The organism is Kribbella sp. CWNU-51 (assembly GCF_054073265.1).
This window is the reverse complement of record NZ_JBSXMZ010000026.1, coordinates 131,627-152,714: the sequence shown is the minus strand read 5'-3', so window position 1 is coordinate 152,714 and position 21,088 is coordinate 131,627. Positions and strand designations below refer to the sequence as shown.

Here is a 21,088-nt window from a genome sequence, read left to right as displayed (position 1 = left end):
ACTGAAGCCGACGTGCGCGGCCCGGGCCTGCATCGCCGGAACGGCTCGGATCTTGCTTGCGCCCAGCACCGCAAAGGCGACAGCGATCAGCGCGGCCAAGGAAACAAGGAGTGGGGTAGTCATGGCTGGACCTCCGACTTCAGCCGCGTGGTGAGGTCCGTGTGCTGCGTCATGAGTTACCACCTTCGTTAGATTCCGGGCCCAGTGAGGGCTTCTTGTAATCTTCCTGCAGTATTGACGATATCGTCACTCATGACTGTTCGCCAGTTGGGGTGGCGAAGATGTGACGCAATCGTCAATCCGCGGGGTGGCGCAGGCCGTGCGCCAGCCCTCGCTTCCATCGGGCGGCGTGGATGGCGACCTGCGGTGTGCTGGCGTTGCGCCGGCGATCAGGCCTCAGGCAAGCGAGATGACTCGTGATCGCGGAATGAGCCGCGGCGAACCCGGCGTCGAAACTCCTGGACACTCGGTGGCCTGGGCTGGCGCCGACCGTACGGGCTGCTGACCGAGGCCGACGGCACCAGCTCGCGCAGAGGCGGCCGCGATGGTCGGCCGGCTGCGGACGGCGCCGAATCCGCAGCGGAGTTTCTGGACGTCATCCCGAGCGAGTCCCGAGTCGGTTAAGTTCAGCTCACGGATGCGAACAGACCCAATGGTCCGGGGACGTGCTGAGGGTCCTGGTTGACGAACTGGGTCGCGACCTCGCCGAGTGCGCGGCTGAGTTCTGGGTCGTCGACGCCCCAGTCGGCGAGCTCGCCGGCCAACCACGCTTTGAGCGCGGTGACCAGCTTCGCCACCTCGAGCGCGCCAGCTTCGGTGACGGCGAGCTGGCCATCGTGCCTGGTGAGGTATCCGTTGGCGGCAGCCGCTTCGAACGCCGGCGCGAGGACCTCAGGTGGCACTTGGTACAGGGTGGCGATCTCCTCGACCGTAGTGGTCCTGCCGAGCCTGGATCGCAAGTAGACCTGGCCGACGCTCCAGCCGTCAGACGCGCCGAACGATGCCCCCGAACGCTCTCTCACCTTGGGCAGCTCGGTCCGCCCCTTGTTTCGGACCAGGCGCGCGATCGCGGCCTGCAGCTGTTGGTTGGAGTCTGCTGCCTCGGGCACGCCAAAGCCTTCGCCGACGTCGGGTGCTGTGTCCCGGGCCGTGCCGCGCAGAGGTACCTGCTTGAGGAAGAGCGCGACCACGAAGGCGACGAAGGCCACCGGTATCGCAGCCAGGAACACGACGTGTATCGCATGCGCGTACGCATCGACGATCGGCGCGATCTGCGCCTCCGGGTAGGCGTGGAGGGCTTGCGGGCTGGTCACCGCGGCCGGGTCGACTCCTGGTGAAGCGGCGACCGCTGCGGGCAGCCTGTCGTTGAGGACATTCGAGTAGACCGCCCCGAACACAGCGGCGCCGAAGGAGCTGCCCAGCGTGCGGAAGAACGTGACTCCGGAGGTGGCGACGCCGAGGTCTTGGTAGGCGACCGTGCTCTGCACCACGATAGTCAGGATCTGCATGCTCATGCCGATGCCGATGCCGAGCACCAGCATGGCGACGGCCAGCTGCCAGTACGGAGTACCCGCACCGATGCGGGACAGCAGGAACATGCCGAGCGTAATGACGGCCGTGCCGACGACCGGGAAGATCTTGTACTGACCGGTCCTGCCCACCACAGTGCCGGAGATTATGGACATCATCAGCAAGCCGGCGACCAATGGCAGGGTCTGCAGGCCGGAGTCGGTGGCAGATACGCCATTGACGTACTGCAGGTAGGTCGGCAAGAACGTGATCGCGCCGAGCATGGCGAATCCGACGATGAATGCCAGGATGACGCAGACGACGAAGACGGAGGATCGGAACAGCCGCAACGGGAGGATCGGGTCGGCTGCTCGGCGCTCCACGAGCACGAAGATCGCCAAGGAGACCAGGGAGCCGATGAACATGCCGATGATGGTCGGCGAGCTCCACGCGTATTCGGTGCCACCCCAGGACAGAGCAAGGGTCAGGCCGGCTGCGCCGATGGACACGAACACGATGCCGAGGTAGTCGATCACCGGATGCTGGCCCGGACGGATACTCGGCATGGTGAACGCGGCCAGGACAATGACGACGATGCCGATCGGCACATTGACATAGAACGCCCACCGCCAGGACAGGTGATCTGTGAACAGGCCGCCGAGCAGCGGGCCGATCACCGTCGTCACGCCGAACACGGCGCCCAGCGCGCCCTGGTACTTGCCGCGTTCACGCAGTGGGATGACGTCGGCGATGACCGCCATCGAGGTGACCATCAACAACCCAGCAGCGAAGCCTTGCACGGCACGCCAGGCGATCAGCCACTGCATGCCCTGCGCGAGCCCGCAGAGTGCTGAAGCGACGACGAATGTCCCGGCAGCGACCTGGAACACCCGCTTGCGGCCGAACTGGTCGCCGAACTTGCCGGCCAGCACGGCCGCGATGGTGTCGGCGAGCAGGTAGGAGGAGACCACCCAGGACAGGTGCCCGGCCCCACCGAGGTCGCTCACGATCGACGGCAGTGCGGTCGACACGATCGTTTGGTCGAGCGCCGACAGCAGCATCCCGAGCGCCACCGTGGTGAAGACCAAGAGCATCGTCCGCCGGTCGACCGTCCCCGGTCCTGTCGCCGACTGTGGCGCGGACTGCTTCTGCTCGACCGCCATGCGCGCTCCAGAAGGGTGGTTTCGCCGTGGAGATCGCCCCACAACGCACTTTATGGCTGCCTCAAACCACCGGCAAGGGGCGCGACGACGAGCCTCCGCCGCGGACTGGTCGGCGTCGCACTGGGGTTGGCGCTGCAGGCTGGCCTCGTTCGGCAAGCTCAGGTCGCGCTGGTGGCACCAGGGTCGTACACGCCTGCTGACCGGGACGAGCGCGTCGAGGTCACCGGTGTCGCACGATCGGCGTCATGTGCGGCTGATCCGTCGTGCGGTCAGCACCGTCAGGCCGACCAGGGCGAGCGGCGCGACGATGCCGAGGACCGCGAAGGCCGCCGCAGATCCGATGTGGTCGGTCATCCAGCCGAAGTTCATCCCGAAGAACCCGGAGCTGACGGTGAGCGGCAGGAAGATCACCGTCACCAGTGTGAGCCGTTCGCTGATCACTGCGGAATATCGGTCGAGGGTGTCGCCAAGCAACGCATAGACCTGTGCCGCGGCGGCCGCGCTCGCCTCGAAGATCACTCCGGACTGCCGTAACCGGCGTCGGCCGGCGCGACTCAGGGCATCGGCCAGAGTGTCGTCCACGGTGCACATGACGTGGTGCGCGTTCCATAGCTGCTGGAGCGCGAAGAGGCGGTGCCGCAGCCCCGAGACTGTACGCCGTTGCGCGTCGGCGGCGAGACCGACCGAGCCCTGGTCGAGCCGGTTCGCCTCCGCGGAGAGGTCCTGGACGGCGGCGGCGGCCTGGTGGGCCAGCATCAAGAGCACTGCGAGCATCGCCTCCTCCGGCCCGCGGCGTACCCGGGACACCGCCTCGCGTAGTACCGGCATGAGTGGCTCGGGGCACACCGCCACCAGCCCGCGCCGGCCGACGTGCAGGTGTACCTCCTGGCTGGTGAAGTCCTCAGCCGTAGCGAAAGCGATCACCGAGATCCGTCGCCCGGCCCCCTGCGCGACCGGCCGGCGATGCGACGAGGCCAGTGCTTGTTCGGCGGTGGCGGCGTCGGCGCCTACCCAGGTGGCCGCCGTGATCACCTCCCGGGACGCGGAAGGAGGCAGGACCACGCAGACTCCACCCGCTGGTGCGATCCCGTACCGCTTGACTGTCGTGCCGTCAATAACCTCCACCGCTGTAACCTACGATCTGTCGGCTGCTCGATGGCTGCCCGCCGGCCGGCGGTGCGCGCGCCGGCTTCGGTTCCGGCCTAACGGTTCGATCTCCCACCGCGCCGTACGTCGAGGTCCGAGCTCGTCGGCGGATGGAGAGCAGGCGGGAGGGACGCTCGACCCGACCAAGCGTCCCTTTGAAGGCGTCGCAGGCGTGATTATGGAGCGTTTGCTGCGGCCCTGGCCCGCTCGTCGGCGTATGCCCGCGCGTCCATGGCATCGAGGGCTGCGAGCCGCGCGTTCTCGACCGTCCATGCGGCGTAGTCGATGGCGTCGGCTGCGTCCGCTTCGGCCAAATCCGCGTCGGACGCGGCCAGCTTGGCGTCGCGCTGCTCGTTACGCTTCTCGATCTTCGCCTTCACATCGTCCATCTTGGCCGACGCGTCAGTCTTCATCTGCGCCCACTTACTCTGCGCCCGCTCGGCGCTCTCACCCGCCTTCTGTTCGACATCCTTGCCTGCCAGATCGAGGTCGACCTGGGCCTGGTCGATTCGCGAGCGCAGTTTGTCCCGCGACTCGCCGGCCGCGCTCTTCACCGCGGACAGCCCCTCGGCAGTGCGCTTCTCGAGGGCCTCGAACTGTGTGGAGAAATCCATCTCGTTCCCTCCCTTAATCGACTCCGGAGCCTGCTTCCGACAGATACAGCCAACGCCTGGTGAAGACCCATGGCAACCCCCGAGCCCGCGATCTTCGAGGTCGACCGGAGTCGATCTTGCGCGTGACGCCAGCGCCGCATGTGCGAGCCGGTGCCGCACTGCAGAAGTCCGAGGAAATCGGCGACCGCATGGGGCGCCGAGGCAGTTGTTCGCTGGCCGGGTGGCACGTAGCGCGGACGGTTGCGCGGGGGCACGGCGGCCCAGGATCGGAAGCCAGGAGGGAAGGAACTCAGTGGGCTGCGCCGACGAAGTCGGCTCGTTCACGGCCCGCAGGACCGGCTTGCCCTCGGAGTACACGGCTTCGGCGGGCAGCGCAACCGTCCGCGCTACGTGCCACCCGGCCCCCGAAGGCCTGGCCTGGATCACGTCGGTCACCGGGCCTGCCGCCAGCTGCTGCCCACCCGGCTACCCCCAGGGTCTACCGCCGGCTGGCAGCCTGTTACGGGCTCCCCTCCGGGATCAGCTCATTTGGCAGCGGGTACGGGCGGGTATGTCACGCTCAGCAGTCCAGTGTGGGAACAGCGTGGGAACAAAGACGCGTCGATCCGAAGCAATCGGCGTCGGCGTTCGGACCGGCTGGCACCGTTTCGCGCAAGTACGTCCGATCCTTCGTAACCGGGTCGGTGCCGGGGGCAGAGCGACACCCTGAGCGAGCCGGAGGGAAGGGTTGTGGAGCCGCCTGTCGGAATCGAACCGACGACCTTCTCATTACGAGGAAGAACGACAGCGTCGCATCTGCTCTCTACCAGCGCTGTCAGCCACACGGCAGCCCCCAGCGAGCGCGGAATTCCCCAGGCGTATCCGTCATTTGGTGCCACGAGTCATGCCACGCGTCTGGGCACGACGTCTGCTGCGCTCGCTCGTCGCGCTGAGCGACATGTTGGCGAATCCGCCGTGGACATCCGAGATCAGTGACGCGATGGCGCGGATGTCGCTTGGGCGTCGCTAGTAGGGAGCGCGAGCGTCCGAGTCCAGCGAATACCGTGCCGTCTGCGGCGCTGGCCGCGTGCCGGCGCTGCGCAACCCGGCCAGCTGCGACCGGCAGGTGCCCCTTGATTCGCTGATTGTCCGGGCATAGCGTCCCATCCCAGAATGGTGTCGCCGCCGCTTGGTGAAACTGGGCAAAGGAGATCCACATGGTGACCGACGAGCGGATGATCGTGAAGGAGGGAGCCCGCTACTGGTGGGTCTTCCTGGTCTCGGGGATCGCGTGGCTGCTGATCGCCTGGATGGTGCTACGCCTGAACAGCACCTCGCTCACCACCGTCGGGGTGCTGCTGGGGGTGGTGTTCCTCCTGGCCGGGATCAACGAGGTCGGGGTGGCCACCCTGTCCACCGGCGGCTGGAAGATCTGGCACTACATCCTGGCCGTCATCTTCTTCCTGGGTGCGCTGTACGGCTTCATCCGGCCGGTCAACACCTTCTTCGCCCTCGCCTCGGTACTGGGGCTGATCCTGTTCTTGTACGGCGCGTTCGAGATCATCCAGGCCATCGCCTCGCGAGCGGTGAACCCTTATTGGTGGCTTGGCCTGATCATGGGGATCCTGCTGGTCCTGCTCGCGTTCTGGGTGTCGGGCTCGGACCGCGTGTACGCCCTGGGCCGGCGGACCTATCTGATCTTGTTCTGGGTCGGGTTCATGGCGTTGTTCAGGGGCATCTCCCAGATCTTCATGGCCTTCACCGTCCGCCATGCAGGACATGAGGCCGCGACCGCCCTCGGCGACGCCAGCCCCGGCTAACCACCGACCCATCGAGCCCGATGCCACGGCCCACTACCGTCGATACCCGCTCGCGAATCACGTCCGCCAAGGGCAGTTGACGAAGTCGTCCGCCGGACGCTGCGACTGTGCCAGAAGCACTAGCCGGTGCTGGCCTACGATCGAGCGCTGTTCGTAGCCGAGGATCAGGTCGCCGACCGCGGGGTGGCGGTAGGTCTTGGAGCCGTGGCGGGGCTTGAACACGTCCTGGTCGGTCCACCAGCGGCGGAAGTCGCCGTCGCGAGGACAGGTCACTGACCAACCGCGACAGGAGTTCGTCGTAGGGCCGGCGGCTCGCGACCAGGTGCAGCATGCCGACGATCTCGCGGCCGGTCTCGGGCCAGTCGACGCTGAGCATGCTCGCGATCTACGCGGCCACCGGGGGCGTCGAATTCTCCCTCCAGGCCTGGCTGCTCGCACGTCGTCGCCGTCGCCAGCTGAACAGGGCGGTCGCCGTTCCGAGCGCCGCCTGACCAACAAACACAGCGCGCCGACCTGGCCTCGGGTCGGCGCGCTGTGTTGCTGCGCCGGCCCGGCAGGCGACCAGGGATCCTCACTGGTGCGAAGCGTCGTACCGCGACCGATCGTGAAGACATGAGTGAACCAATGGCATACCCCCGGACCGGCGTGAGCGGCCGGGATCAGACACGCACGTTGTTCGCGCAGACCATGCAGTACGTCGCTATGACCACGGGACTTTTCGCCCTCGGGGCGTACCTCGGCCGCGACCTGCACGGTGGCGTCGGCATCATCGTCTTCATCGCCGCGTTCGGGGCCTTGATCGGCATGCAGTTCGCCGTCCGGAAGTCGACCGGCTGGACCGTTGGGCTCCTAGCCGCTTTCGGCCTGCTGATCGGACTGGCGGTCGCACCGACCCTCGCGTACTACGCCAGCGTCGACCCGAGCGCGCTGTGGGAGGCAGGTGGCGCGACCGCCCTCTTCGTCGCCGGATTCGGCGCCGCCGGATACGCCACTCGCCGCGACTTGTCGGCAATCGGGCGGATCAGCTCATGGGCTCTGATCGGCTTGATCGTGTTCGGCATCGTACTGATCTTCATCCAGATCCCAGGCGGAGCGCTGATCTACTCCGTCGTCGGGCTGGTGATCTTCGCCGGCCTGACCGCGTTCGACTTCCAGCGCCTCCGTCGCTCCACCGACCTCGCGTCGGCACCCCTGCTGGCCGCGTCGATCTTCCTCGACATCCTCAACGTCTTCCTGTTCTTCCTGCAACTCTTCACCCGCAACGGCCAGTCATGACGCCGGCCACGAGCCAATACAATCCTCAACTCGAAGATGTTCATGCTCCCACCCCCTGGTCCTGAGCCGCGCGATGACCGATGACACGGCGTGGAGGGACAGCCAATTCGCGTCGTTGCACAACTCACCCCACCGCCGCCAGCGATCCCGGCCTCACCGACAGGACGTGGGGCTGCTGACCGAAGCCGGACCCGACGGTGGGGCCTGGGCGTCCACGACAACACCAACGAGGAACTCGGCGCCCCCACCCAGATAGCAGACCTCGAGTCTCACGAGTGTTCGTAGCGGTAGCAGACATGTCGTCGCGTGCTCAGTTGAGGGCGGCCAGGCGGCGGGCGGTGGTCAGGCTCGCTGCGGCTCGCCGCAGGTGCTCGTAGGCATCACCCACGTCGGCGTCGGCCGCCTCGACGTACTGCCGCGGAGTGAGGCCGTCCGGGTTGTCCGGCTCGCCGCCAGGTCCCCACTTCGCCATGTCGCCATAGCGAGCCAGATCGAACGAACGCATCATCTGCGCAGCCGCGGACATGATGGTCCGGAGCGCGTGGATCTCCGACACCACCGCAGCCATGTCGAGGCTGTCGTGAGAGCGCCGTCGCCCGAGCTCGACGGCACGCACCAGCCCGGAGTACGCATCTTGTGCGGCTTCGTCTCGCAAGTCATCCTCGCTGCATGGACAGGTCGGAAGAAGAACGCGCGATCACCGACAAGCGGACTTGCGCAGGTTGATTGCGAGCCGGGTGGTCATCGTGGTCAGCAGAGCCTGCGGGTTCGCTACGACCGTGCGATCCGTCTGCCAGCGCAGCCAAGTCTCCTGGACGACGTCCTCGGCCTCGCTCGTACTGCCCAGCAGCCGGTGCGCGATCGCCATCAGCCGCGGCCGCAGCTCGACGAACGTCGCCAATGCCTCGTCGGGACCCGATAGTTCTTCCTTCACCCTTCCGGCCTTCCTGCACTTGGAAATGTCCTCCCTTCACGTTCCGTCGTCGGCGCCGCGATCGCGCCCCTGGCATGCCCGTAGTCGGGACAAGCAACGTGATCCGCCCCGACTACGGGAGCACTGTCGAAGTGCCCCTAGGCGGCCGCACCGAGGACCTCACCTACCCCACCTCGCATGTCCGCTTCCACCCAGGCGCTACAAAGCCCAGGTCAGGTGGCCTGGGCTTTGTGTGTCGGGCGGACGGCGTCAGTCGGTCGGTACGACGATGTGCTTGACGTCAGCCATGTAGCGGTTGGCGGCTGTGGCGGCCTGGTCCGGATTGCTGCCCTGTTCGCGGGCGACCATGTAGGCGGCGTACCAGTCCCACCAACCGTGTGGTGGTGCGACGGCTTCGAAGGCGCCGTGGTGCAGGGCGGTCTCCTGGAGGAGTTGTGACAGGGCCTCGACGTCCATGGCTAGATCCTTCCTGGGATCCGTTGGGTGACTTCCTGGAGGACCCAGCCGTTGCCGTCGGGATCGGTGAAGGACGCCTGGCTGGTGTAGGAGCGGCCCTCCGGATCGCGGCCAGGCTGGGGCGGCTGCCCGGGCGCGCCGTGCCAGATCTCGCTCACCTCGATGCCACGGCGGACGAGCTCGGCGCGCGCCGCTTCGATGTCCTCGACGACCACGATGAGTCGCTGCAGCGGTGCCGCACCGGCCGGGCCGAACTGGATCGAAGCCGGCGAGCCGGGCGGGGTGAACTGTACGGCGCGCAGCTTCTCGCTGATCGGGAGATCGATGTCGAGGCGCCATCCGAGTTGCTGGTAGAAGGCCTTCGCGCGGTCGAAATCGGTCACCGGGATCGGCGTGACCTCAAACCTCATCGGGGTCTTCGCAAGGTCCTGCCCCTCAGGCGGGGACGGGATGGTGAACTCGTTCGTGCTCATGGGTTTCTCCTTCGTGTTGTGAAATGGATTGGTTCAGGCGTGGCGAGTGGGACGAGTTCGCCGAGCCGGCGCTCGAGCTCGCTGTCCTGGCCGAGGCCGCGAGCGGCCAGGGCCGCCAGTCGAGCCTGGGTCGCCGGACCCCAGGAGCAGGACCTCGAGGGCCCGGCCGCGGATCGAGGTGATACTCACGACCGGCGCCCGGCTCAAGCGAGCCGTCAGGTCCAGCCAGGGATGCATCCCGGTCGGTCCAGGCGGCATCGAGACGGTCTTGGCGGGATCGCCCTCGGTGTCGTAGTGCGCGAGGAAGAACTCGCGGTTGCTGCTCGTGAAGACGACGACCGTGAGGTCCTCGTCGCGCTCGATCTCGCCCACGAGCTGCGACAGTTCCTCGACGGTCTGGGCGGTGATCGTGTTGATCGGGCCGTGGTCGAATGTGACGCGCCAGTACTGCGGCGTGATCCGCTCGACCGCCAGATGTGGGTTGTTCGTCATTGGTCCTCCTCCGATCTGGGTTACAACCACACTCCCGCCGTACCGGCGCCCTTGCACCAGTCAGGGACACTGGTCGGCACTGACTGGCCGGTACGGCGGAACCCGGCGGGCTGCTCAAGCGACCGAAGCCGGATGCGGGATCGACTTCTTGCGCGGCGCGAGCATCACGACCGAAGCAACGAGCACCCAGGCCCAGAACGGGGTGCTGTTGACGTAGACGACATCGAGAGCAGAGCGATCGCTGCCACGATTCGTCGGTTGTGGAGTCAACCTGGACGACATCTGCGTCGGCTTGATCTACCAGCCCTGCAGCGCGGCTCTGGAGAAGATCTTTCTCGCGTGCCCGGCGCACTCCGTAGAGTGAACGCCTCGCGGCCGTTGCGGGCCTTCCACCCACAGACCACTTGACCGCCCGCTGACCAACTCAACCTTTACTCACCTGAATCAGCGAGAACTGATGCACGGCTACACCATTCGATGCACCATCGCGACCTGCAGAAAGCGCAGTCAGAGGCAACTTCACGAGTCAGCGGCAATCGCCATCACCTCGAGCTGCACATCAGCGGTTTCGAGGTTCGAGTCTGTTCATTTTGCCGCTCACATCGTCAGATCTGAGCGGCGGGCCTCGCGATCCGGCGCCAACGCTCGCCGCCGCACCCCCGTGGACTCGCTGCTACGCGTCATCCAGGACTTGCCCCGCCGAGCGCGCGCCGGGATCTCGACCATCGCCAGGCGACGGGCTGCATCACGAGGGGAGAACTACGCGGTCCCGCGCCGTGCTCAGTCATCCACAGGAACGCAGGCCTAGTGACCCATCTCCCCGAACGTTGAGCACCCAGGGTGTCGTCAGCGGTCGAGGAGGTTTGGGTGGCGTTTGCGAAGGATCAGTGGACGAAGGCGGTCAGACGGCAAGGAGCTCCGCGCACGTCTGTATGACCTGGTGGTCTGGAAACCAGCACTCGCGACGGCTGCTGTCATCCAGCCACCCGTCAAGGACAAGCGAGGTCGCCGCCGCTGCAAGGCCGACCGCGCCGCCTACGAGGAACTGACGAGAGTCCTGGCCTGCTCTGAAGCATCGCACAGTACGCAGGAATCCCTTACAAGCAAGGCTATTTCAGCTCAGCAGAGGTCTTCCCCAGCAGCCTGCGGGCGACGATGAGTTGTTGGATTTGTTGGGTGCCCTCGAAGATGTCGAGGATTTTTGAGTCTCTGGACCACTTTTCGAGGAGTTGGTGTTCTGAGTAGCCGAGGGTGCTGGTCAGTTCGACGCAACGGAGGGTGATGTCGTTGGCGGTGCGGCCGGCCTTGGCTTTGGCCATCGAGGCTTGGAGGGAGTTCGGCTGACCGTTGTCGGCCATCCAGGCGGCCTGCAGCGTCAGCAGGTAGGCGGCTTCCCAGTCGGCCTCCATCGAGAGGTACGACGCGGCCGCGGCCGGCTGGAGGTGGACGGGGTGGTCGTAGTCGACCTCGACGCCTGCCTCCGCCAGCAACGAGCGGGTGAGTTCGAGCGAGGCACGCGCGCAGCCGACGGCCATCGCGGCGACCAGGGGGCGAGTGTTGTCGAAGGTCTGCATGACACCCGCGAACCCTTTGTCCGTGTCGATGTCAGGCGATCCCAGCAAGTTCGATCGGGGCACCCGGCAGTTCTCGAGACGGATCGTCGCAGTGTCCGACGCACGGATCCCGAGCTTGTGATCGAGCCGCTCCACCGACAGTCCCGGGGTGGCCTTCATGACCACGAAGGACTTGATCGCAGCGCGACCCAACGAGCGATCCAGAGTCGCCCACACCACGACGGCATCACACCGCCCACCAGCGGTCACGAAGATCTTCTCGCCATCCAGCACGTACGAGTCCCCGTCCAGCCGAGCCGTCGTCCGGATGTTCGCCGAGTCCGATCCACACCCCGGCTCGGTGATCGCCATCGCCGCCCACACACCGTCGAACCGACGCAACTGCTCCTCGGACGCGACGGACGCGATCGCCGAGTTGCCGAGTCCTTGCCGCGGCATCGACAGCAGCAGCCCGACATCGCCCCAGCACATCTCGATGATCGACAGCACCGACGACAGGTTCGATCCATTCACAACACCGTCCGCCGAAGCGGTACGGCGTACGCCGGAAGCACCCGCACCGGAACCGGTGCCCGAGGCACCTAATCCGTCGGCCATCGCCGCCAGCATGTCCAGCTCGACCGGATACTCGTGCTCGGCCAGGTCGTACCGGCGCGAGTTCGGCCGCAGCATCTCGGCCGCGACCTGGTGCGCCTGGTTCACGAAGGCACGGAACTTCCGGGGTGTCTCCAGGTTGATCATCAGACCAGCACCGCACCTTCCATCACGCCGATGGCTCGCAGGTCGCGGTACCACCGCTCCACCGGATGCTCCTTCACGAAGCCGTGCCCACCGAGCAGCTGTACGCCGTCCGTCCCGATCTGCATGCCCTTGTCCGTGCACAACCGCCGCGCCAGCGCGACCTCACGGGCGAACGGAAGCCCTTGCTCAGCACGCGATCCGGCCCGGTACGTGACCAGCCGCATCCCCTCCAGCTCGATCCCGATGTTCGCCACCATGAAGGCCACTGACTGCCGGTGGCTGATCGGCTCACCGAAGGCGGTCCGCTCGTTCACGTACGGCGTGACGTAGTCGAGCACCGCCTTCGCCGTACCGAGGGACAACGCACACCACCCGAGCCGGGACAGCCGGACGCACTCGGCATAGTCCTCGAACGTCCCCAGTTGCACGGCCGGCACGTCCTCCAGGATCACCCGGCTCAGCGACGCCGCCCGCAACCCCATCGACGGCTCGGCCTCGATCGTCACCCCGGGATGATCGGACTCCATCAGGAACAACGCCGGCCCGGACGACTCGACCTGCGCCGCGATCACGAACAACTCCGCCGAGGCGCCGCGCGGCACCAACGACTTCACGCCGTTCAACCGCCCGCCGGCCCAACGCGTCTGCAAGACAAAGGGATCGAAGAGCGGCCGAGGCTCGAGCAAAGCCAGCGCCGCCGCCGGCACGGACGAACCCGTGAAGGCCGGCAAGTACGTCGCCTGCTGCGTCTCATCGCCCCACAACGAGATCGCCGTACTCACGGCCGCCGGCGCCAGGCACGCGACCGCCTGACCCATGTCGCCATGCGCCATCGCCTCGGCCGCTAGTACGCCGGTCATCGCCGACCGCTCGGTCACGATGCCACCGAGCTCCTCCGGCACCTCGATCAGGCTTAGCCCGAGGTCGGCGGACGACGACAGCACACCGTCGTCAGTCACACAGGCCGTGTCAGCGGTTGCGGCCGCGGGACGCAGTACCTCCGCGGCGAACTCGCGGACGACCTCGACCACCATCTGCTGGTCCTCGGTCGGCGTCAGGTCGAACTTCCCCGTCCCGCGCGCCGACGGCAGCCGCGACGGCGCGGCGAGTTTCGACGCGGCGGCGAAACGCCGGCTGAGCGCGCCAGCCGTCCGGAAGCCGGTTTTGGTCGCCTCGAACACCACCCGCTCGGTCTGCTTCCGCAACCCGAACCGGTCGATCGTTCGCGACTTCGCCAGCCGGTTCAACCACGCGACCCCGACTCCGATCGCGTCCCGGCGCCCGCGAGTCCGCTCCTGAAGGCTCATACCGTAACTGTAAACCGAAGTTACAACCTGAGTCACGTGGGCCGTCCCACAGCCGGGTGAGATAGCCTGACCGCTCACCGAGTGGCTCGATCCAGGCTGGAGCAGGCAGTGGCGGTCAGCATGTCCGACGTCGCCCGCCACGCGGGTGTCTCGCAGCGCACCGTCTCCAACGTGGTCAACAACTACGTGCATGTCTCCCCCGCCACCCGCGCCCGCGTGCAGGCGAGCGTCGACGCCCTCGGCTACCGGCCGAACACCGCCGCCCGGCGACTCCGGACCGGCCGCACCGGCACGGTGACCCTGGCCGTCCCCACCTTCCGCGAGCGGTACTTCGCCGACCTCGCCGAAGCCGTCATCGCGGCAGCCCGGCGGCGAGGTACGACGGTTCTGGTCGAAACCACCGGCGGACACCACGAGACCGAGGTGGAACTGCTGCGCGGTGGCGTCGACGTCGTCACCGACGGCCTGATCATGAGCGCGGTGGCGCTGGGCCGCGCGGACGAGCACCGGCTGCGAGATCGCAAGTACCCCGTGGTCCTGGTCGGCGACCGCGAACCGGGCAGCGAGATCGACCACGTCGGCATCAAGAACCGCGAGGCAGCCCAGGCCGCGGTCTCCCAGTTGCTCGACTCCGGACGGCGACGGATCCTGCTGCTCGGCGCGAACCACGGACCCAAGCGGTCCTATCAGCTCCGCCGCCAGGGCTATCAGGCCGCACTGAAGAAGGCCGGAGCCGAGCTCGACCCTGACCTGCTGATCGACTGCGACTGGACGACGGCCGCAGCCGCCGACGCGATGACCGCAGTCCTGACCAGCGGAGCCCCCACACCCGACGGCATTTTCGCGATGAACGACTCGGCCGCCCTCGGCGCCATCCGGGCGCTCCTGCGTGCGGATGTCGACGTACCAGGTGAGATGTCGGTTATCGGCTTCGACGACATCGTCGAGTCGAGTCTGTCCACGCCGTCACTCAGCACGGTCGCGCCGCTGCTCGACGACCTCGCGGGCATGGCGCTGGACCTGCTCGAGGAACAGCTTGGCGCGGACGAGTCGCGGGTTCCCCAGCACCGGATGGCCGGCTACGAGCTGCGCCTCCGCGAGAGTACCGCCGTCTAAAGCCGAAGGGCCACAACGTCTTGTTGCCAGTATTTGCTACGTAGTAAATTCCGGTGACCATGACACGTACAGCCCTCGCCCCTGTGTTCACCGGAGACGGCCGCATCGAGTTCGCGGACCACTCCTACCCCGACCCCGGTCCCGGCCAGCTCCTGCTCGCCGTCCAGGCCAACGCCATCTGCGGCACCGACCGCGACCAGTACTTCGGCGGCTCCGGCGTCGTACCCGGCCACGAAGCCGCCGGCACCGTGCTCGTCGCCGGCGAAGGCACCAGCGTCCCGGCCGGTACTCGCGGCGCCGTGTTCCTGATGGACTACTGCGGCGAGTGCCGCAGCTGCTTGCTCGGCGCAACCAATCAGTGCCTGGCCAAACGGGCGGACATGGGCTTCACCCACGACGGCGGCTACGGCCCGTTCGAGCTCGTGCACGAGACGAACTTCTTCCCGATCAGCGACGACATCGAGATCGGCACCGCGACCATGCTGCTGGACGTGATGGGCACCAGCAGCCACGCCCTCGGCCGCGCGGCCCTGATCCGGCCGGACATAGAGAGCGTCTACATCGCCGGCGCCGGGCCGATCGGGCTCGGCCTCGCGGTGATGAGCAGGCTCCGGTACGGCGCCGACGTCCCGGTGTACATCTCCGACATCGCCCGCTGGCGCCTCGACTTCGCCGAGTCGTTCGGAGCCATCCCAGTACTCGCGGATGACGTCGGAGCGGCGGGGAGCCCCGACATCGCGTTCGACTCGTCCGGCAAGGAGGTCGCCCGCCGCGCCGCCCTGGACATCCTCGGCCGACGCGGCGCGCTCATCTGCGTCGGTCATGGCGAGACGGTCACCATCGACGTGTCGAGGGACCTGATCGCACCCGAGCACGCGATCCTCGGCAGCGAGTACTTCCGGTACGACGAGATGGCCGGCAACCTCGCCCTCCTGCAGGCCAACCAGGAGCTGATCGGCCGGGTGATCAGTCACCGCTTCCCGGTCGCCGACATCGGCGAGGCGTTCCGGCTGTTCCTGTCCGGCGAGAGCGGCAAGGTCATCGTCACCCAGGACGCCGCCTCATGACCGAGCGACTCCGCGTCGCGGTGGTCGGCGCCGGCGGCTGGGGCGAACAGCACGCGCGCATCTTCTCCCGCCGCGAGGACACCGAGCTGTGCGCGGTCGCCGGACGCACGCCCGAGCGGACCCGGGCCCGAGCCGAGCGGTACGGCGCCACGCCGTACACCGATCTCGACCTCATGCTGCATCACGAGCAACCGGACCTGATCACCGTCTGCCTGCCGAACGAGGGCCATTACGACGTCACGCTGAAGCTGGTGCGCACCGGCGTACCGCTGCTGGTCGAGAAGCCGCTCGTCTTCAACCTCACCGAGGCCGACACCCTGCTCGCCGAAGCCGGTGACCGCTTCTTCGCCATCAACTTCAACCACCGGTACGCCGAACCCGTCCAGCGGGCGAAGGCGCTGATCGACGCGGGCGAGCTCGGTGAGCCGGTGTTCGCGACCTGGCGGTTCGGCGGCGAGGCCAACCACGGCAACTCGCCGCACGCCAACCTGATCGAGACCCAGTGCCACGGCTTCGACATGCTCGAGCATCTGGTCGGCCCCATCTCCACTGTCTCCGCACACATGACCGACAAGACGTACGGCGCGTTCAGCACCATCGCACTGGCGCTGGACTTCGAGAACCGTGCGGTCGGCACGATGCTCGGCAGCTACGACTCGTCGTACGCCTATCCCGACACGCAACGCGTGGAGATCAACGGCACCGAGGGTCGTCTGGTCATCCACGACACCGTCCGCGCCCTGACGTTCTCGCGCGCCGGAGACGATGTCGAACATCGCTGGCACTCCGGCTACTTCGACGACGAGGCCCGCTACTTCGCCGGCACGTTCGACCGCCACGTCGACGCGATCCTCGACGCCCTCCGTGCCGGCGGCGCGCCACCGATCCACGCCCGGGCCGGCCGCCGCGCACTCGGGCTCGCCCTGGCCGCGATCGAGTCCCACGAGACCGGCAGGCGCATTGCCGCCGAGATCGACCGGCGGCTGCGCGCCGAGCCACCGGCCCGGGTCGCCGACCGGCTCATCCCGTGATCGCGTCGGCCTTCGCCTGCAGGTAGCGCTGCTCCGGGAGGCTCGTCGTACGGCGGGCCGCGGCCAGGTAGTGCTCGTGCGCCTTCGCCAACTCCCCCGCGCGCTCGTAGAGATGCGCCCGGACGGCGTCCAGCCGGTGGGTCTCGGTGATGTTCTTGTCATCGTCGAGCGTGGCCAGCAGGTCCAGCCCGGCCTGTGGTCCCTCGACCTGGGCGAGTGCGATCGCGCGGTTGAGCGTCACCATCGGGTTCGGCGTGAGCTTCTCCAGCAGCAGGTACAGCGACAGGATCTGCGGCCAGTCGGTTGCCTCGGCGCTCGGCGCCTCGGCATGGATCGCCGCGATCGCCGCCTGCAGCTGGTACGGGCCGACAGCACCCCGCGCCAGCGTGCTCAGGATCAGCGCCGCGCCTTCCTCGATCTGCTCGCGGTCCCACAGCGTGCGGTCCTGGTCGTCGATCGGGATCAGGCCACCGTCCGCGGTGGTGCGCGCCCGCCGCCGGGAGTCCGTCAGCAACATCAACGCCAGCAGACCTGCGACCTCGCCGTCGTCCGGCAGCGCCGAGCGCAGCATCCGGGCCAGCCGGATCGCCTCGGCGGTCAGCTCGACCCGCTGCAGTTCCTCGCCCGAACTCGCCGTGTATCCCTCGTTGAAGATCAGGTACAGGACCTGCAGCACGACTCGCAGCCGGTCGGCGCGCTCGTCCTCGGGCGGCATGACGAACCGGCTGCCGGCCGCCTTGATGCTCTTCTTGGCCCGGCTGATCCGCGGCGCCATCGTTGCCTCCGGCACCATGAACGCGCGGGCGATCTCGGCCGTGGTCAGACCGCCGACCGCCCGCAGCGTCAGCGCGACCTGCGACGCCGGCGTGACCGCCGGATGACAGCAGAGGAAGAGCAGGGTCAGCGTGTCGTCAGCATCCGGTGGGGAGTCGACATCGGCGCCCGGGGCAACCAGTTCCTCCGGGCCGGCCATCGCCGCGACGGTGTCCTCCCGACGACGCCGCGCGCTCTCACTGCGGAACTGGTCGGTCAGTCGCCGGGACGCGACCGTGATCAGCCAGCCGCGTGGATTCGCCGGTACGCCGTCGGCCGGCCACTGCGTCGCGGCCGCCAGCAACGCCTCCTGTACGGCGTCCTCACACAGATCGAACTGCCCGTACCGCCGGGCCAGGAAGCCCAGCACCTGGGGCGCGAGCTCCCGCAGCAGCCCTTCCACCTGACTCATCCCACACCTCCCAGCTGCACCTTACGCATCAGGCGTACGACCAGCCGGTCCAGCCGTCGACGTGGATCGTGATCACCGGCCCACGCGGCGGATCTCCCGCATACTGCGGATACTTCGCGGTCAGCAGCTCGATCGCGGCGGGCTCGTCGGCCTGAACCCGGGCGATCCCGTCGAGTCGTACCCACCACAGATGCGTCCAGTCCTCGTCGTACTCGTCGACCAGGACGGCGACCCGCTCGTTCGCCGCGATGTTGCGCAACCGCTTCAGATCGGTCGTCGTCTTCGGCTTCTGATCGATCCCGACGAACACGAGGTCGCCATGCACCGCGTACGTCACCGGCACGACGTGCGGCCGCAGATCGTCGCCCACCGTCGCCAACCGCCCCACCCGCGCAGCAGCCACCCGCGCCCTACAGCTCGCCTCATCCAGTCGCACCCTCCGACCCTAACCACCCATCCCCCACCACCCCACCCCCGCCGCCGCCCCACCGCCCGTGCTCGGCGCCGGGGGTTGCGCCCGGCCCCGGCCAGTCCGGGGAGGGTTTTACCCCCGTGAAGGGACATTTCCCTCCCCAGTCCACCCACCTCCCCGACCCCCACAAACAATCCACAACCACAGCCCGCCGTGCCGACGGCCGAGCCCATACATCACCCCGCCGGATCACACCCACAGATCCAGCAGAAGAGCCTCAAATGGTTCGGCGGCAGGGGTCGGGTGCGCGGTCGGCGGGGTCAACGTTGGAGGTAGCGGAGGGTGGCGGTGGGGAGGGTGCGGATGAGGGGGCCGATGAGCGAGGCGTCGCGGAGGGCGGTGCGGGCGGCCAGGTGGCCGCAGGCGCCGTGGACGCCGCCACCGGGGTGGATCGCCGAGCTGCCGAGGTAGAGGCCGGTCACGAAGGTGCGCGGACTGCCAAGGCCGATGGTCGGGCGGAAGACGAGCTGCTGGTGGAGTTGCATGGTGCCGCCACCAACCGCGCCGAGGCCGAGAGCGGCGTTGCCTGACTCCAGCTCCGAAGGACGCTGTAGATCGCGGGAGAGGATCAGGTCCGTGAAGCCGGGGGCGAACCGTTCGATGGCGCGTTCCATCCGGCCGGCCAGCTTGCCCGCCGACTCGTCGTCCGCGAGTCCGCGCGGCAGATGCGAGTACGCCCACACCGCCTCGGTGCCGGCGGGTGAGCGGGTCGGGTCGGACTTGGTGGTCTGGCCGATCAGCAGGAAAGGCTGCGACGGCAGCCGACCGGTGTCGAGGTCGGCCGAGAGGTGGACGAGATCGTCCGCGGTCCCGCTCAGATGGACGACGCCGGCCGATCGCGCCTCCGACGACTTCCACGGGATCGAGCCACTCAGCCGGAAGTTCAGCTTGACCGTCGGATAGTCCCACTCGAACCGCTCGTCCAGGTCCCGCCGCAGGCCCGCCGGAATCGTTGCATCCGGCAACAACGAGCGGTAGAGCACCGGCGCGGACGTGTCGGCGATGACGGCCCGGCTCACCGCGACAGTCTCCCCCGACGCCGTGCGTACGCCGGTCACCCGTCCGGAGGACACGTCGATCCCGGCGACCGGCGTACCGGAGACGAGCAGGGCTCCGGCGCGTTCGGCCCGGCGGACCAAGGCGCCCGACAAGGATGACGACCCGCCGGCGGCGACCGGGAAGCCGACGTCCTGGGCCAGCATCGCGAGCAGCCAGCCCATCGTGCCGCTGACGCTGCCCGACATCGGCGCGTCGGAGTGCATGGCGTTACCCGCGAGCACCGCCGCGCCGCGCGGACCGGCGAACAGTTCCTGGCCCATCCGATGCATCGGCATCGCCATGAACCGCGCGAACCGCAGCAACTCCCCCGCGGACCCCAGCTTGCGCACGAGCTGGACCCCGGGCACGACCGGCGGCCACGAGGTGAGCAGTGACTTCAGCAGCGGCTCACGGATCGCGACGTACTGCTGATACAGCCGCAACCATGCGTCACCGTCACCCGGGTCGTCGGCTCCGACCGACTTCGCGGTGCCCTCAGGATCCGGGTGGACCGCGACCGACGTACCGTCCTCCGCGTCGAGCAGATGCACCAGCGGTAACGGCGCGTGCGCCCATTTGAGTCCGAACTTCTCCAGTTCCAGCGCCCGGATCACCGGTGAGGCCACGCCGAGGGGGTAGTTCGAACTGAAACGATCACTGATCCAGCCGTCGTCCTCGACCGACCGGACCGCGCCGCCGAAGGTCTCCGCGGCCTCCAGGACCAGCACGTCCCAGCCCGCGTCGGCGAGGGCGATCGCGCTCACCAGCCCGTTGGGCCCCGACCCGATCACCACGGCATCAACACTGCGCGGCAGCATGCCTACGACCTTAACTCGATCTCCCGCATCAGGGTGGTGACCTCGCGGGCGCGCCCGACCATCGCCGGATCGACCATCCGGCCGTCCGCCAGCACGATGACGCCACCCTCCGCGACCCCGGCCTTCTCCACCGCGGCGAGCAGAGCCTCGGCCTCGGCGATCTGTCCGGCGGTCGGCGTGAAGCACTCCACGATCGTCGCCAGTTGCCGCGGGTGGATCGCCGTACGGCCGACGAACCCGAGCGCGCGACCTTCCAGACAGGACGCGCGCAGGCCTTCCTCGTCGTTCACCCGCGGGAACACCGACATCATCGGCGCGCCAAGACCGGCGGCCCGGGACGCCGACACCAGCCGCCCGCGCGCCCACGCCAGTCCCGCCGGTCCGTCCACGCCCAACGCACTGGACAGATCCACCTCGCCGAGCGCGACCGCGACCACTCGCGGATCCGCGGTGGCGATCTCGAACGCCTTCTCCAGCCCGAGCGGCGACTCGATCAGCGCGGTGATCCTTGCCGACGGCACCTGTTCCAGGACGGCCCGCACATCGGCCGCGCTCTCCACCTTCGGCAGCCGGATCCGCACCGACGGTACGGCGGCCACCGCGGCCAGATCGTCCTCGATCCACGGCGTCCCCGGCGCATTCACCCGGACTTCCACCGGTCCGTGGGCGTTCGCGGCGATCCACGCGACCGCCCAGCCGCGCGCGCCCGCCTTGTCGTCGACCGGTACGGCGTCCTCCAGGTCGAACACCACCACATCGGGGCCCGCGGCAACCGCCTTCGCGAACCGGTCCGGCCGGTTGGCCGGAACATACAGTGCCGTCAGCACCTAACGCCCCC

Annotated in this window: 22 protein-coding genes; 6 read left to right on the top strand and 16 right to left on the bottom strand. The window is 68.0% G+C overall.

Features of this window, described 5'->3' with window-relative positions:
• Nucleotides 1–626: 626 nt before the first annotated feature.
• From ACXC9Q_RS27955 to ACXC9Q_RS27945, 3 genes are all read right to left on the bottom strand, one after another.
• Complete coding sequence (locus tag ACXC9Q_RS27955; RefSeq protein WP_457059602.1) at nt 627–2,828, bottom strand: MDR family MFS transporter; 2,202 nt, start codon at nt 2,826–2,828, stop codon at nt 627–629.
• Nucleotides 2,829–2,915: 87 nt separating this feature from the next.
• The gene (locus ACXC9Q_RS27950) at nt 2,916–3,797 is read right to left on the bottom strand and encodes a CorA family divalent cation transporter (RefSeq protein WP_457059601.1); all 882 of its coding nucleotides are present in this window, start codon (nt 3,795–3,797) and stop codon (nt 2,916–2,918) included.
• Between the two features lie 197 nt (nt 3,798–3,994).
• Entirely contained in the window at nt 3,995–4,432 is a 438-nt protein-coding gene (locus tag ACXC9Q_RS27945; RefSeq protein WP_457059600.1) for a hypothetical protein, read from the bottom strand.
• Between the two features lie 1,196 nt (nt 4,433–5,628).
• Between ACXC9Q_RS27945 and ACXC9Q_RS27940 the strand changes: the two genes are divergently transcribed.
• On the top strand, nt 5,629–6,231 hold the full coding sequence (locus ACXC9Q_RS27940) for an HdeD family acid-resistance protein (RefSeq protein WP_457059599.1): 603 nt from the start codon (nt 5,629–5,631) through the stop codon (nt 6,229–6,231).
• 57 nt (nt 6,232–6,288) lie between these two features.
• Here ACXC9Q_RS27940 and ACXC9Q_RS27935 read toward each other — a convergent pair whose 3' ends face one another.
• On the bottom strand, nt 6,289–6,504 hold the full coding sequence (locus ACXC9Q_RS27935) for an MmyB family transcriptional regulator (protein ID WP_457059598.1): 216 nt from the start codon (nt 6,502–6,504) through the stop codon (nt 6,289–6,291).
• Nucleotides 6,505–6,560: 56 nt separating this feature from the next.
• Here ACXC9Q_RS27935 and ACXC9Q_RS27930 point away from each other — a divergent pair, with 56 nt between their 5' ends.
• Together ACXC9Q_RS27930 and ACXC9Q_RS27925 are read left to right on the top strand one after the other, a co-directional pair.
• Nucleotides 6,561–6,722 carry a hypothetical protein gene (locus tag ACXC9Q_RS27930; RefSeq protein WP_457059597.1) on the top strand — a complete coding sequence of 54 codons (162 nt, stop codon included), beginning with the start codon at nt 6,561–6,563 and terminating at the stop codon, nt 6,720–6,722.
• A gap of 121 nt (nt 6,723–6,843) precedes the next feature.
• Complete coding sequence (locus ACXC9Q_RS27925; protein ID WP_457059596.1) at nt 6,844–7,506, top strand: Bax inhibitor-1/YccA family protein; 663 nt, start codon at nt 6,844–6,846, stop codon at nt 7,504–7,506.
• Nucleotides 7,507–7,816: 310 nt separating this feature from the next.
• On the opposite strand, the gene ACXC9Q_RS27920 is transcribed toward ACXC9Q_RS27925, so the two are convergent.
• From ACXC9Q_RS27920 to ACXC9Q_RS27885, 8 genes are all read right to left on the bottom strand, one after another.
• The gene (locus tag ACXC9Q_RS27920; RefSeq protein WP_457059595.1) at nt 7,817–8,161 is read right to left on the bottom strand and encodes a hypothetical protein; all 345 of its coding nucleotides are present in this window, start codon (nt 8,159–8,161) and stop codon (nt 7,817–7,819) included.
• A 42-nt stretch (nt 8,162–8,203) separates the two neighbouring features.
• A complete protein-coding gene (locus ACXC9Q_RS27915) occupies nt 8,204–8,440 on the bottom strand; it encodes a sigma factor (RefSeq protein WP_457059594.1) in 237 nt (78 codons plus the stop codon).
• A 249-nt stretch (nt 8,441–8,689) separates the two neighbouring features.
• Complete coding sequence (locus tag ACXC9Q_RS27910; RefSeq protein WP_457059593.1) at nt 8,690–8,896, bottom strand: hypothetical protein; 207 nt, start codon at nt 8,894–8,896, stop codon at nt 8,690–8,692.
• 2 nt (nt 8,897–8,898) lie between these two features.
• A complete protein-coding gene (locus ACXC9Q_RS27905) occupies nt 8,899–9,369 on the bottom strand; it encodes a VOC family protein (protein ID WP_457059592.1) in 471 nt (156 codons plus the stop codon).
• 33 nt (nt 9,370–9,402) lie between these two features.
• Nucleotides 9,403–9,861: a hypothetical protein gene (locus tag ACXC9Q_RS27900; RefSeq protein WP_457059591.1), complete on the bottom strand. Its 459-nt coding sequence runs from the start codon at nt 9,859–9,861 to the stop codon at nt 9,403–9,405.
• Between the two features lie 114 nt (nt 9,862–9,975).
• Nucleotides 9,976–10,143, bottom strand: a complete 168-nt coding sequence (locus ACXC9Q_RS27895) for a hypothetical protein (protein WP_457059590.1) — start codon at nt 10,141–10,143, stop codon at nt 9,976–9,978.
• 827 nt (nt 10,144–10,970) lie between these two features.
• The gene (locus ACXC9Q_RS27890; protein WP_457059589.1) at nt 10,971–12,176 is read right to left on the bottom strand and encodes an acyl-CoA dehydrogenase family protein; all 1,206 of its coding nucleotides are present in this window, start codon (nt 12,174–12,176) and stop codon (nt 10,971–10,973) included.
• Nucleotides 12,176–13,483: an acyl-CoA dehydrogenase family protein gene (locus ACXC9Q_RS27885; protein ID WP_457059588.1), complete on the bottom strand. Its 1,308-nt coding sequence runs from the start codon at nt 13,481–13,483 to the stop codon at nt 12,176–12,178. The genes ACXC9Q_RS27890 and ACXC9Q_RS27885 overlap by 1 nt, the downstream gene beginning before the upstream one ends.
• Before the next feature lie 108 nt (nt 13,484–13,591).
• Between ACXC9Q_RS27885 and ACXC9Q_RS27880 the strand changes: the two genes are divergently transcribed.
• From ACXC9Q_RS27880 to ACXC9Q_RS27870, 3 genes are read left to right on the top strand one after another with little or no spacing between them, the layout of a single operon-like run.
• Nucleotides 13,592–14,599 carry a LacI family DNA-binding transcriptional regulator gene (locus tag ACXC9Q_RS27880; RefSeq protein WP_457059587.1) on the top strand — a complete coding sequence of 336 codons (1,008 nt, stop codon included), beginning with the start codon at nt 13,592–13,594 and terminating at the stop codon, nt 14,597–14,599.
• A 59-nt stretch (nt 14,600–14,658) separates the two neighbouring features.
• Nucleotides 14,659–15,666: an alcohol dehydrogenase catalytic domain-containing protein gene (locus ACXC9Q_RS27875; protein ID WP_457059586.1), complete on the top strand. Its 1,008-nt coding sequence runs from the start codon at nt 14,659–14,661 to the stop codon at nt 15,664–15,666.
• Nucleotides 15,663–16,697 (top strand): Gfo/Idh/MocA family protein, encoded by a 1,035-nt coding sequence (locus ACXC9Q_RS27870; RefSeq protein WP_457059585.1) that lies wholly within the window; start codon nt 15,663–15,665, stop codon nt 16,695–16,697. The genes ACXC9Q_RS27875 and ACXC9Q_RS27870 overlap by 4 nt, the downstream gene beginning before the upstream one ends.
• Here the strand turns inward: ACXC9Q_RS27870 and ACXC9Q_RS27865 are convergent.
• The 4 genes from ACXC9Q_RS27865 to ACXC9Q_RS27850 all read right to left on the bottom strand — a co-directional run bounded on the left by ACXC9Q_RS27865 (nt 16,687) and on the right by ACXC9Q_RS27850 (nt 21,077).
• A complete protein-coding gene (locus ACXC9Q_RS27865) occupies nt 16,687–17,922 on the bottom strand; it encodes an RNA polymerase sigma factor (RefSeq protein ID WP_457059584.1) in 1,236 nt (411 codons plus the stop codon). The genes ACXC9Q_RS27870 and ACXC9Q_RS27865 overlap by 11 nt on opposite strands.
• 28 nt (nt 17,923–17,950) lie before the next feature.
• A complete protein-coding gene (locus tag ACXC9Q_RS27860; RefSeq protein WP_457059583.1) occupies nt 17,951–18,358 on the bottom strand; it encodes a TIGR03668 family PPOX class F420-dependent oxidoreductase in 408 nt (135 codons plus the stop codon).
• 296 nt (nt 18,359–18,654) lie between these two features.
• Nucleotides 18,655–20,250: a phytoene desaturase family protein gene (locus tag ACXC9Q_RS27855; protein ID WP_457059582.1), complete on the bottom strand. Its 1,596-nt coding sequence runs from the start codon at nt 20,248–20,250 to the stop codon at nt 18,655–18,657.
• A gap of 2 nt (nt 20,251–20,252) precedes the next feature.
• Nucleotides 20,253–21,077: an HpcH/HpaI aldolase/citrate lyase family protein gene (locus ACXC9Q_RS27850; RefSeq protein WP_457059581.1), complete on the bottom strand. Its 825-nt coding sequence runs from the start codon at nt 21,075–21,077 to the stop codon at nt 20,253–20,255.
• Nucleotides 21,078–21,088: the final 11 nt, after the last annotated feature.